The sequence below is a fragment of the Thalassomonas actiniarum genome, assembly GCF_000948975.2.
In the GTDB taxonomy this organism is placed as follows: domain Bacteria; phylum Pseudomonadota; class Gammaproteobacteria; order Enterobacterales; family Alteromonadaceae; genus Thalassomonas; species Thalassomonas actiniarum.
Genome location: NZ_CP059735.1, coordinates 2,637,881 through 2,650,490 on the forward strand (window position 1 = coordinate 2,637,881; position 12,610 = coordinate 2,650,490).

At 46.1% G+C, this 12,610-nt stretch carries 12 protein-coding genes; 10 read left to right on the plus strand and 2 right to left on the minus strand.

Translation table 11 applies throughout. The annotated features are described in order from the left end of the window. Positions 1–134: 134 nt before the first annotated feature. The 10 genes from SG35_RS11450 to rimO all read left to right on the plus strand — a co-directional run bounded on the left by SG35_RS11450 (position 135) and on the right by rimO (position 9,480). Entirely contained in the window at positions 135–614 is a 480-nt protein-coding gene (locus SG35_RS11450; RefSeq protein WP_044831486.1) for an Hcp family type VI secretion system effector, read from the plus strand. A gap of 90 nt (positions 615–704) precedes the next feature. Next, a complete protein-coding gene (gene tssI / locus SG35_RS11455) occupies positions 705–2,540 on the plus strand; it encodes a type VI secretion system tip protein TssI/VgrG (protein ID WP_044831487.1) in 1,836 nt (611 codons plus the stop codon). A gap of 37 nt (positions 2,541–2,577) precedes the next feature. After that, on the plus strand, positions 2,578–2,952 hold the full coding sequence (locus SG35_RS11460; RefSeq protein ID WP_044831488.1) for a hypothetical protein: 375 nt from the start codon (positions 2,578–2,580) through the stop codon (positions 2,950–2,952). 48 nt (positions 2,953–3,000) lie between these two features. Beyond that, a complete protein-coding gene (locus SG35_RS11465) occupies positions 3,001–3,984 on the plus strand; it encodes a hypothetical protein (protein ID WP_044831489.1) in 984 nt (327 codons plus the stop codon). Between the two features lie 7 nt (positions 3,985–3,991). Continuing rightward, entirely contained in the window at positions 3,992–4,405 is a 414-nt protein-coding gene (locus SG35_RS11470) for a hypothetical protein (RefSeq protein WP_044831490.1), read from the plus strand. A 140-nt stretch (positions 4,406–4,545) separates the two neighbouring features. After that, a complete protein-coding gene (locus SG35_RS11475; RefSeq protein ID WP_044831491.1) occupies positions 4,546–4,839 on the plus strand; it encodes a PAAR domain-containing protein in 294 nt (97 codons plus the stop codon). Positions 4,840–4,903: 64 nt separating this feature from the next. Continuing rightward, positions 4,904–6,229 carry a hypothetical protein gene (locus tag SG35_RS11480; RefSeq protein ID WP_044831492.1) on the plus strand — a complete coding sequence of 442 codons (1,326 nt, stop codon included), beginning with the start codon at positions 4,904–4,906 and terminating at the stop codon, positions 6,227–6,229. Then, positions 6,229–7,296, plus strand: coding sequence for a hypothetical protein (locus tag SG35_RS11485; RefSeq protein WP_044831493.1), 1,068 nt, complete (start codon positions 6,229–6,231; stop codon positions 7,294–7,296). Before SG35_RS11480 ends, SG35_RS11485 begins: the two co-directional genes overlap by 1 nt. A 181-nt stretch (positions 7,297–7,477) precedes the next feature. Then, positions 7,478–7,786 (plus strand): hypothetical protein, encoded by a 309-nt coding sequence (locus SG35_RS11490; protein ID WP_152646517.1) that lies wholly within the window; start codon positions 7,478–7,480, stop codon positions 7,784–7,786. Positions 7,787–8,058: 272 nt separating this feature from the next. Next, complete coding sequence (rimO, locus tag SG35_RS11495; protein WP_044831495.1) at positions 8,059–9,480, plus strand: 30S ribosomal protein S12 methylthiotransferase RimO; 1,422 nt, start codon at positions 8,059–8,061, stop codon at positions 9,478–9,480. 129 nt (positions 9,481–9,609) lie between these two features. Here rimO and SG35_RS11500 read toward each other — a convergent pair whose 3' ends face one another. After that, positions 9,610–10,482 (minus strand): retropepsin-like aspartic protease, encoded by an 873-nt coding sequence (locus SG35_RS11500; RefSeq protein WP_044831496.1) that lies wholly within the window; start codon positions 10,480–10,482, stop codon positions 9,610–9,612. A 272-nt stretch (positions 10,483–10,754) separates the two neighbouring features. After that, the gene (locus SG35_RS11505; protein WP_044831497.1) at positions 10,755–12,605 is read right to left on the minus strand and encodes a M2 family metallopeptidase; all 1,851 of its coding nucleotides are present in this window, start codon (positions 12,603–12,605) and stop codon (positions 10,755–10,757) included. Between the last annotated feature and the right edge of the window lie 5 nt (positions 12,606–12,610).

Below are 12,610 nucleotides of genomic sequence, written 5' to 3' on the forward strand. Positions count from 1 at the left end.
TACTTATCTACACGTTGGAAGTTTGCAGTAAGCGGGAATAAGGAAATTAAGTTCACATTGAACGGGTTTGAAGTACTTCAAACTTAACTTAGCTTATCCGTAAAGGATAAAAACATGCAAAAGGAGCATTGAACATGCAAGCAAATACCTATCTGGACTATGAAGGAATAAAAGGCGAAGCCACGGCTGAAGGTTATAAGGATTTGATCACCATTAAGTCTGTTGACTGGAATGTTACCCGTGAACTCTCCGCCCATACAGGTACCGCACAAGACCGTGAAGCCAGCGCCACCCGTTTGGGTGATGTGGTGATCACTAAGTTGCAAGACAGCGCCTCTCCTGACTTGTTCAAGGAAGCCACTATAGGTAAAGGCAAAAAAGCGGTTTTTCATATCACCAAACAAGGAGATAAAATCGAAGAAATCATGAAAATCGAACTCACCGATGCCATGATTTCCAACTACAGTGTGTCGATTCAGGCAGACAGACCCACCGAAAGCATCACCATCAGCTACACCGAAATGATGATGACGGTTACGCCGACAGACGATAAAAACAATGTCACTGCGCCGCTGGTTTATGGCTACAGTGGTGTTAAAGGTCAGCAAATGTAAGTTTTATACTGCTGACGGCCCCGGGGCTTTCTCCCTAAAAAGTTTCCGGGGCTTTTCCTTTGATGTTGGCTACAGGTATAGAGGCAAGGAATGCAAAAGGCTACGCAAGAAAACAATGTCATCAGTATCGACACTCCTTTGGGTAAGGATGTACTTTACTTAACCCGGTTTGCGGCTGAGGAAAGCATGTCGCATCCCTTTAGCTATCAGGTCATGATGTTTACCGTAGGTACTAAGATAGCGCTAAAAGATCTGGTGGGAAAAAAGGTCTGTATATCGCTGAGAAATGCCGAAGGCAGCGGGGATATGCGCTATTTTCACGGTGTTGTCTCTCATTTGGAATCTTTGGGCATGCGTACCTCAGATAGCGAGGTGGCACAGGATTATATCGATTATCGTGCTGTGGTGGTGCCAAGCGTGTCTTTGATGGTCAAACGCAGCAACTGCCGCATTTATCAAAACCTTTCGGTACAGGAGATTGTTGCCGATTTATTCGGGCAGCACCAGGTGGATTTTAGCGATAAAACCACTAAAACCTACCCAAAATACGATTACTGTGTGCAATATCATGAAAGCGATTTTGACTTTATCAGCCGTTTATTGCAGCAAGAAGGCATTTTTTATTTTTTCGATCACAGCGACAGCGAGCATACCCTGGTATTGGCGGACGATATCACCGCCTATAAAAAATGCGCAGAAGATAAGGTCAGGTGTTTCTCCGGCCATCTGGCCCAGCCCCATATCGGCCATTGGCAGGGGGGCCTTGGCATGGTCAGCGGTGGCTATGCGCAAAAAGGTTATGACTTTGAGCAGCCGGAACTCTTTCCCGCCGGTAACAAACTCGATGCCAGTCTGCCGTCACAACAAAATTATGAAGTTTATGAATATCTTGGCGAATCAGAGTTTAATAAAAGGCCGCAGCCCTCTGCCAATGTCCGCCTGGAAGCGCTGCAAAAAGACATGCACCAGGCCGTCGGGCAGGGGGATTGCCGCAGCTTTGCTGTCGGCAAGTTCTTTACCTTTGCCGATCATGAAGATGCCCGTTATAAAGGTAAAAGTTATCTGCTGACCCGGATGCGGGTCAATGCCACCCAGCCGAACCAGTCGGGTGCCAACCAAAGCAGCGCCATCGCGGTATACAGCAACGACTTTGACTGCGTGCCCAAAGACACTCCCTACCGGCCATCATTGAAATTTACCAAGCCGGTGATAAGCGGCGTGCAAACGGCGGTGGTGACCGGCGATGCCGGTGACGAGCAGCATATCGATAAATATGGCCGGGTTAAGGTACAGTTTCACTGGGACCGGGAAGGTAAATTTAACGGCGAAAGCTCTTGCTGGATTCGCGTGGCGCAAAACTGGGCGGGTAATAAATGGGGCGCATTTTTCTTTCCCCGGGTCGGCCAGGAAGTGCTGGTGGACTTTATCAACGGCGACCCCGACCAGCCAATTATCAGCGGTGCTGTCTATAACGCTGATTTAATGCCTCCTTATGCCTTACCGGCCAAAAAAACCCAGAGCGGCATTAAAAGCCACAGCACCAAGCAGGGCGGGGTGGATAATTTTAACGAAGTGCGTTTTGAAGATGACAAAGGCAAAGAGTTGCTGTTTTTCCAGGCGGAAAAAGACCATGAACTAAAGGTAAAAAATGATCAAAAAGACAGTATCGGCAATAACAGGATCACGGAGGTCGTCAGCGACAATAACTTAAAAGTCGGTAAAAACAGGCTCAGTGAAATAGGCGAGGACGATACTTTACATGTGGGTAAAGTACTCAATATCGAGGCCGGCAGTGAAATAATCTTTAAAACCGGCAGCGCCTCCATCACCATGAACAGCGGCGGCAGCATAGAGATCAAAGGCACAGATGTGAAAGTCAACGGCACAGTCATTACCTTAAAAGCTGCGCAGATCAAGTTGAACTAACAGGTGGTTTCAAGGATGGAACAAGGAATGGCATTAAATGGACCTGCTTAAATATCCCGGCGTCGGCCGCAGCGGGCATTTTTGCAAAGGGCATTATCTTTATTGCAACTTCGGTTATCAGTACCTGGCCTGTAAAGCCGCAGATAAACCGGACGATCCGCTGTTGGGGTTACCTATGATGCAATGTTACGCCGACAAATATTATGCCCGGCAGTTTTTAATGACCCTGCATCAATGGAAAAACCCCTTGGATATTATCAGCCGCTTGATGTCTTATCTGCTCGGAGATGAGCAAAGCCTGTCGCGTTTTAGCGAAGCACAGGCAATAAGGTACCTGGTGGATAGCTTGCTTAATCGCGACTTGCTGGTTTTTGAAATGGACGAGCCGAGAATGACTTATAGCGGTCATTGAGGCAAGGAATCATCGTCATCAAGTAGCGCAAAAAATAACAATCTGGTGTTGGAAGAAGGAAGTGGGCAGGGAGTAAGTCAAAGCGCTAAGGCTTCAAAGCAAACGGCGACCAATTCATCAGAAATTAGTGATAGCGGGTCATCAAATGCTCAGGCAGGGGATGCCCGGGTAAAAACAGAGCCGGGCAATAAAGAGCTGGCAGCAAGAGCCTCCTCAGAAGCACCTGTTGCGGCGGAGCCGACATCACTTGAAGAGGTGAAGCAAAGGTTGGAACAGGCGAGAGAGCGATTAATAGCCACGGGGGAATATCAACCTAAGTATTCCCAGGCTGAGCTTGAAGCATTAGTAGCGCAAGACAGAATAACATCAAGGTTTGTGGTGACCTTGCAAAAAACAAAAACAGGGGAACAACCTGTTGGCTTTAAAAGAGACTCAGGTAGAACAACCACTTGGATCACCACCTTTGATCAGATGGAAAACGGTGATACAGATCCCAAGTTGTTTAATGATCTCAACGGTATGACTTGGGATGATAAGGCTGAATGGGAAATTATTATTATTGATCAGGGGGAGTATTTTAAAGAAGACGGCGCTTTGGCCTTTATTCCTACTTATGAAAATACTGCAGCACTTGGGCAAAAAGAATTTGCCGAAGACTTTTCTGAGGAAAATTTACAAGGGGTAATGACTCCGGAATATAGTCAGCAATATGCTAGGGTAATAAGTGAATATAAAGCTGATGGAGGTGACCCGTATTTAAAGAATAAAGTCAGAGAATTTGCCTCTTTTAAATTTACTGATGATAATGATTATGATGCTTTTATGGCCCGGCATAAATACACTACAGAAGTCGGCACTAATGAGCATTTCTCCGGGGATGGTTTAACTAAAACCAAAGGAGAATCAGGTTATCTTGCCAAAGGACAACACGGCACACTGGAAACCATTATCTTTGAAAAATCACCGGAAACCATGGATGAATTAGAAGCTCGGGGAGCAATTCTTCGAATATCTGCAAAAGTAATAGTTTAGGAATACTATGTCATATTTAAATACGAATAATTTACCCTCAGGCTATATTGTAGTTGCTGAAATATTTGATGCATTTGCAAAGGAAGAAATGTTCTATCTGATTAAAAATGCTCAAGAAGTAATATATTTGCGTAAAGATAAATTCATTTCACCTGCACCGAGCTGGCATAAAGAAGATGAACCCGGTTATAGCTTGGAACAGTTTGTTGTGCCTTTAACTTCACTTCCTTGGTTGGTAGATATTATAGAAAATAAATTTTGGAAAAAACCTGGTCAAGGGGGAGCGCCAGCAGATGTTTTACATTATAAAAATACGTTCGGTGGTGAAGATTTAAAAATTCGGTTTACTCCAAATTGCCAAAAGGAGTTTGAACCCGGTGTTACTATTACTAACTTACTCCAGGCCCCAAGGACGTTCTAAATATTCAGAATTTGGTATTCCATATTTCACCTTAAGGGATAAAAAGTTACTTCAGGCAATGAAGATGGTTAACTCATTTCAGAAATGATTGTTAAATTATTACAGAGAGCATTATTCACTAGGCTATTTAAGGAAATAAAATGGGAATGCCAGCAGCAATAGTTACCAGTTTTCATGCTTGTCCTAGGGTCAACCCCGGCCCTGTGCCCCATGTTGGCGGGCCGGTCATTGTTGGTTCTCCAAATGTAAAAATTGGCGGTTTACCCGCTGCCCGCAAAGGAGATAAAGCCGTATGTGTTGGCCCGCCGGATACCATTAATGCCGGTTCGGGAAGTGTCAGTATTAACGGCAAACCTGCTGCCCGGGTGGGTGACAGTACGGCTCATGGCGGGACTATTTTAGTCGGCAACCCTACGGTATTAATCGGTGACTGAATATTTGTTGTTTCGGTTATTTTATAGGCCAATATAAATCATATAAAACAAGCACACGGATGTGATGAAAGAGATAAGTTTATATCTTGATGAATTACTGGCGCAAAGGCGGGTCATTCACCAAACCTTTTATAGTTACCAGCAAAATCTGGATGAGAATAATCGCTCGCTGATGGCTTGCCTGCGTTTGCTGAAAAAGGTAAAAAATAACGGGGCAGAAGATAATGCTCAGCTGGTTTTGTTTCAGGCAGAAAATGCTGCTGAACTGGTTGAAGCCATCAGGGAAAATACCAGGTTTGAAGCTGATGATTTATTGCTGTTGTTACAGCTGATGTTGTCCCGACAGCAGGCGTTAACAGCTGAAGTCATTAGTGCATTGGTGCAATGTAAGGAGCACATACTTCAACTGATGGCGAGTCAATTGCATCTGGCACTTGGTGTGACTAACGAGCAAGAGCCACTTTTACCGTTTGTTTTAGCCAAATGCAATGTTGAGGCCTATCATATCTGTCTGCTGGCGGGGTATTATCATAATACCTTAATGAAAACGTTATCCCTTGCCGTTGATAAGAGGGAAAATGAAGCTTTTGGAGATGATAATGAACTGGAAAATTATATTAAAAAACAGGCGCCTTTAAGGCGTTTGTATCTGAGAGTTTTGTTAACGGTCGCCACTCCTGAAATTGAGATGCCCAAAATAACGAATCAAACTGAAAGTGAGCCGCTGGTATTACTAAAGGACTTTGTTGAACATGAATACCTAAACACTCACCTTTTTGAAATCTTTATTGTTTCCTTGGATGAGGCCTCTTTAACCCGGGTGATTAACCAGTTAACTAGTTGGCAGGATAATGTTTCTGCGCCTGACTGTATTCAAGCAGAACATAGTCAACAAAGCCTGGAGGAATCATTAATTTTCGCTATGGCGCTGAGCGGTTACAGTAAGTTCATTCCTTTTCTCGCCCGCTATTTGCAAAAACCAGGTTATACACAACAAGCCTATACTGGCCTGCGTTTAATGTTGGGAGATAAGCTGGATCAATTCATTCCATTAGCTATCCAGTTTGCAAGCGATGAAGCGCAAAGGTTAACGGATTTAAGTTATTACGGTGCGAAAATTCTTGGCTGCTGGCAACAGCTGTTAACCGTGAATCAGGCTCCAGAAAAGCTGCAAGGAGGAAGTGAAGTTGGCCCGGAACAAGCAACGGAGCAGATGCCGGTAAAAAAGGAAGTTCCCGCTCGGTTGTTTAATGGCCTGCCGATAACCTTAGACAATATTAAAACGACATTCGTACAGGGCAGCTTATTACACCGCCGTTATGCTAGTTTGCACCAAAAGATTTTATCCCCGCAGCAAAGGGTTTCACATTATTTATCGGTGGCCGGCTGATGAGTTATATTCTTGAGCACTCACACGTTTTACTTGGCGGAGAAAGCGACCTTGATAAAGCCTTGCTCTTGGATAAACTGCCGGCAAAAACATCTTACTCAAAGCTTGAAGACGGCCAGCAGGTGCTCTCCGCATTTTGTCCCTTGCCCGATGAAGCGCCAATATTATCGGCTGGCAATAAACTTGAGCGTATTGAAGGGCTTCTTACGCAGCTGTTAGCCAAAATTAGCAAAGAAAATCAGGATAGTGGTACAAGCCCTTATAGCCAAATGCCGGTCTTTTGGCTTTTGCCCGAGCTGTCACACCAGCCTTTGCCAAACCAGGAAAACCCCGATGAAGAAAATCAGCATTTGCTGGTTTGGGCTGAGCGGTTAAAAAAAACGTTTCCCAGTTTATTTAACCATGAACTTAGTCAGTTTTTTCCGTTTGGCCGGGCAGCATTGCCTATGGCATTAACTTCGGTGACTGAATTGTTAAACGGTCATGGGGCTGAAGGCGGGGGGAAGAGCGGTACTAAAGCTAAAGTTCCCGGGGTCTGTTTCATTGCCGTAGACAGCCTCTATCATGATCTTAATGTCCTGGCACGGGAGAAGCAGCTGATCACCGCCGAATGTGACAGCGGCATAGTGCCTTCCGAAGGGGCGATATTCACTTGTATCAAGCCTGCAAATCAACAGCAGCAACAGGGCATAGCAATTGATTTATTAGCACAGGAAAGCACCAGCATACATCAGCGCTCTTTGGGGGTTGAAAGTTTGTTTTTAAAAGTCTCGCAGCAGTTAACCGGGCAAGAGGAAAAAGTCACTCACTTGTACTTGCCCGGAAATGGTGATGAAACCTTATCTCAGCCCTGGTTAAATGCTTATTTGAGGCTGGCTCCGTGTCTTGAGGCTCGGGCGAAAATTATCCAGAGTGCCTTATTTACCGGAGAGCTTGGTTGCGTGACCGGCTTATATAATTTACTTCATTTGTATAACGGCTTTGAGCAGCAGGAGTTGGTTGGCAAGGTAGTACAGCTTGAACAGTCACAGTCTCTGTATCAGGGACTGGCTCTCTATTCCTGGTAAGAGACAGGGAGCAATCAACAGCTCTTCGGATGAGCTAAGGGCCAGGTGTTTTTGGTCGAGACCGGCGGGTATGTGACCTGCTATTAACTTGGCTTATCTTGTTGCTATATGCATTTATCAAAAAGTGTGATATTCAATCCATTAGTCCAATATATCATCGAAAGTGGAGATATCATTGCCTGTGAAGTTGCTTGCCAAAATCAAAGCATTCTTTACCGGGGTCGAAGACGATGCTGTGCCTGAAGCCAGTAATAACCCTGAATTAATAGCAAAAATTCATCACTTGCTGGTGTCTGTTGAAGCTAAAAATACTGAAATAGTGGGGGCTGGTATTTATTCAACCTCGGGTCACAACAATCAAACCCTGGTGTATCGCGCCGTTGCTTTTGCGCAGTACCGTCTGGATAAGGTCTTGGGCAGCTGCGATGATAACGCCTTGATTGCAAATTACATTACCTGTTTAAATGCATCAAAAAGCGAGTTTGAATAAAACAATTATGAGCCCGATGGCGCAGCTGTCGGCACTCTGGTGGATATTGTGAATGGACTGAAAGGCTTGGAAGAGGAGTTAAATGTTAATGGCGCTGAGGATGAAGCATAAATTCTTGCCTTAATCATTATCTTGGCCTGTGCCGAGTTTTTATCTGTATATATCATATTTCCCCTGTTAAATACTTTCGGGTATAATCGCGCAACTTTGTAAAGCCGCAGGCTTTACCCGAGATATTTAGATGATGTAAAAGCCAAGTGCCAAGGTAGTCCATGACAGTTGAACAATTCGATCCCAAGCAAACCACGACTTTAGATATTCCTTCAAAAACCATTGAAGCGAATCAGGCAGAACTTGCACCCCAAGGGGGGGAAGCCAAGCGTTCACGCATAGGTTTTATTTCACTTGGCTGCCCGAAAAACCTGGTGGACTCCGAGCGTATCCTGACCCAGCTCAGAACCGAAGGTTATGATGTCGTCAACAGTTATGACGATGCCGAGCTGGTGATCGTCAATACCTGTGGGTTTATCGACTCTGCGGTAAAAGAGTCGCTGGACACTATCGGCGAAGCATTAACTGAAAACGGTAAGGTGCTGGTCACCGGTTGTCTGGGGGCCAAAGAAGATGAAATCACCGAGATTCATCCCAACGTGCTTGGCGTTACCGGGCCGCATGCCTATGAAGAAGTGCTCAACCAGGTACATGAACATGTCACTAAGCCGAAACACGATCCTTTTACTTCCCTGGTGCCGGATCACGGTATTAAACTGACCCCGAAACATTTTGCCTATTTGAAAATATCCGAAGGCTGCGATCACCGCTGTACCTTTTGCATTATTCCGTCGATGCGCGGCGATCTCGATTCCCGCCCGGTAGGAGATGTGCTCGGTGAAGCGAAACGCCTGGTCAATGCCGGAGTAAAAGAGTTATTGGTGATCTCCCAGGATACCTCAGCTTACGGCGTTGATGTGAAACATAAAACCGATTTCTGGGACGGGATGCCGGTGAAAACCCATATGCAGGCCCTGTGCGAGCAACTGTCAAAAATGGGTGTTTGGGTGCGTTTGCATTATGTTTATCCTTATCCCCATGTTGATAACGTTATTCCGCTGATGGCGGAAGGTAAAATTTTGCCTTATCTGGATATTCCGTTCCAGCATGCCAATAAACGTATCTTAAAGTTAATGAAACGTCCCGGCAGCCCGGAGCGCACTTTAGAGCGCATCAAAAAGTGGCGTGAAACCTGTCCCGAGCTGGTGATCCGCTCTACCTTTATTGTCGGTTTCCCGGGTGAGACCGAAGAAGAATTTGAAGAGTTGCTGGCGTTTTTACAAGAAGCCCAGCTTGACCGGGTTGGCTGCTTTAAGTATTCGCCGGTAGAAGGCGCCAAGGCCAATGACTTGCCGGATCAAATCGATGAAGCGGTGAAAGAAGAGCGGCTACAACGCTTTATGGCGGTTCAGGCGAAAATCAGCGCCGATAAGCTACAGCAACGTATCGGTCAGGAATACCTGATCCTTATTGATGAAGTGAACAGCGAAGGGGCGGTTGGCCGCAGCTATATGGATGCGCCGGAAGTTGACGGTAAGGTTTATCTTACCGATGAGTTTGATGTGCAGCCCGGCGATCAGGTGTGGGTGCAAATTATCCACGCCGATGAGCATGATGTTTGGGGTGTGCGGGTAGAAGATTAACCGCTATTTTTCCAAAGTATAACCAAGCCCGGTGCATGTGAATGTTACCGGGCTTTTTATTTTAAGATGTCTTTATTTATGTACTGTCGTGGACGGCAAAGCGCTGGTTAAGTTATTTAAAGGCATTGGCTAATGCAGTTGCATCAGTTTGTTTTCAATATCCACTGATATTTTATGGGCTTTGATAAATGATGAGCCGATATTGATCCCCGGGATACCGTCGAGAAATTTCACTTCGGGTGAGTTAAGCCGCACCTGGCCAATGGTTACGTCTCCTTTGAGCTTCCCCGACCAGATAGCCAATTCCCGTCCCGGCATTCTTGCCTTGCCTGTAACCTTTGGTTTTTTTTGATATTCAAATTTATCCTTGAGTGCTAACGGCAGGGTAATACTGCTTGGGGATCCCGTGTCCAGGTGGCCTTTAAATACCTGGCCGTCAATATTAACGTCAAAACTGGGAAACATGTGCTGGCCAGTTTCCAGTGGTACGATACCTGCTTGCCCGGTACTGAGCTGCTGTTTACTGTCATGGGTTAAGGTATTGTTGGTATAGTCAAAAGTGAAGGTGCCGGGGGCAAAGGCCCAGGCGCTTAATACTCCTTTAGGCATGCCTTCACCGGCTAAGATACTGGTGTCATGGCTACTGATATTGTCCAGCTCCAGGGTGAAATCACCAAAATCTATGGTTTCCCCCTGATAGTTATTAATGTCCATGGTCTTACCTTTACCCATGTTTTGCATTTGTGTGGTATTGATATAGGTGAGATCCAATGCCTGTACCAGCTCCTTGTCCAGCATTAATCCGCCGGTAAAACCGGTATCGACAATTACGGTAAAAGGCTTGGAGCCGTTAATGGCGATATCTACCGTGGGACGCGGGCCAAATTTACCCAGTGCTAGGGTATTTGGCTTAGCCTCGGCGGTGTTGATGGCGGCTGTCAGGCTGAATAAAACGCCGGCAAAGAGGCAGGGAGTTTTGGTGATTACTTGCTGTAAGCGCATAGAATATTCCTTAGAGTCTTGTCTTTGTTGTTGCAGACTAAAGGGCAATATGCATACCAGAGAAGAAAGGTATTGTTTTATAAGGGGTAATTCGCCAGTTGTTATTATGGAGGGGATGCGATGTCCTCAAATAGGAAACCAGGTTTCCTGATATAGGGAGCTGCTTGGGCAGAAGCTAAAAATAACCCCCTCATCTTTTCAGAGTGAGGGGGTTAATAAAGTTAAGTTGCAGCGCTTAGCTATTACAGCTTAGCGGCTAACTTTAAAACAGCTTAAAAGCCACATTGTTTACCCTGGTTTTTCTCTTTTAACCAGGTATGCAGTGGTGCAAAGTAATCTAAAATGGCAGTGGCATCCATCTGCTCGTTGCCGGTTAATACCTTGTAGGCTTGCTGCCACGGCATGCTTGAACCCATTTCTAACACGGTATTAAGGGCTTTACCGGCATCCTTGTTGTTGTAGATAGAACAACGGTGGATAGGATCGGTATTACCTGAGATTTCACATAAGGCGCGGTGGAACTCAAACTGCTGGATATGTGCCAGGAAGTAGCGGGAATAAGGAGTATTTGCCGGTACGTGATACTTGGCACCCGGATCGAAAGCTTCTTTATCACGGGCAACCGGGGCTGTTACACCTTGATATTTCTCACGTAATTCCCACCAGGCAGTGTTGTAGTTTTCCGGAGTAATTTCACCGGAGAAGACTTTCCAGCGCCACTGGTCAACTAACAGACCAAAAGGTAAAAAGGCCACTTTATCCAGTGCCATTTTCATCAACAGGCCGATATCTTTGGACTCATCCGGGATAGTATCGATTAAGCCTATTTCTTTCAGGTACTTCGGAGTAACAGAAAGGGCAATGGTATCGCCGATAGCTTCATGGAAACCGTCGTTGGCGCTGTTTTGATAAAACACCGGCTGGTTCTGGTAGGCGCGCTGGTAGAAGTTATGGCCCAGCTCATGATGGATCACCGAGAACTCTTCACCGGTGCGCTGGATACACATCTTGATGCGGATATCGTCTTTGGCATCTAAATCCCAGGCAGAAGCGTGACAGACTACATCTCTGTCTTCAGGTTTGGTAAATAAAGAACGCTGCCAGAACGTTTCCGGCAGGGCTTCAAAGCCAAGAGAGGTAAAGAATTTTTCTGCCCCTCTAACCATTTGCTTTTCATCATAGCCGTGAACGGCTAATTGTTTGGTGACATCGTATCCCGGATCGGCATTTTCCGGTGCAACCATGTCATAGACATTGCCCCAGGTCTGCGCCCACATGTTGCCTAAAAGGTGGGCAGGAATGGGGCCGTCTTGCGGTACCTTATCGGTACCGTACTTTTCACCCAGTTCAGAGCGCACATAACAATGCAGATCATCGTATAAAGGTTTTACCTGGCCCCATAAGCGGTCCAGTTCATCGGCAAACTCATTGGCCGACATATCATAGTTAGAGCGCCACATGGTACCCAAGTCTGGGTAACCCAGGCCTTTGGCGCCTTCATTGGCTAATTCTGCCTGGCGGGTATATAAGTCTTTCATCGGCGGGCTGACTTCACGCCACCCTTGCCATAACTCCAGTAACTCGTCGTAATCGCGTGAAGTGGCCATAGTCGCGGTCATATCACCCAGGCTTAATTTTTCACCGGCTTTGGTGGTATAGGTACCCTTACCGTACATGCTGCCAAGTTCGGCGCCTATTTTGGCAAGTTCAGCTGATTTTGTAGAGTCTTGCGGGGCAGGGATAACCAGGCTTTGCTTCAGGAAATTGAGCTTGCGGCGTTGATCTGGCGTAACTTCGACATCGTCAAACTTGGCGGCTTCCATGGCGAAACGTACGCCGGCTTCGGTGGATTTCTGGTTGGCGGCAGAGGACAGGGCAGCGGTATCTTCGGTGATAAAGTTCTGGTAAATCCACTCAGCACGGGCGCCTTCTTTATTTAAACGCACCATTTCTTCACTAACACGGGCCAGGAAGCTGTCGGCATCTTTCGCGGTTAAGGCTTTGCTCATTTCTGCCTTGGCGGCCTGGGGCGCTGAGGCATCTGAAGTTGTTTGATTGCAGCCGGTTAGCGTAGCCGCGACCAGCAGCGCAACACCGGTCAATTTAAATGTTGTTGTTTTCATAGTTT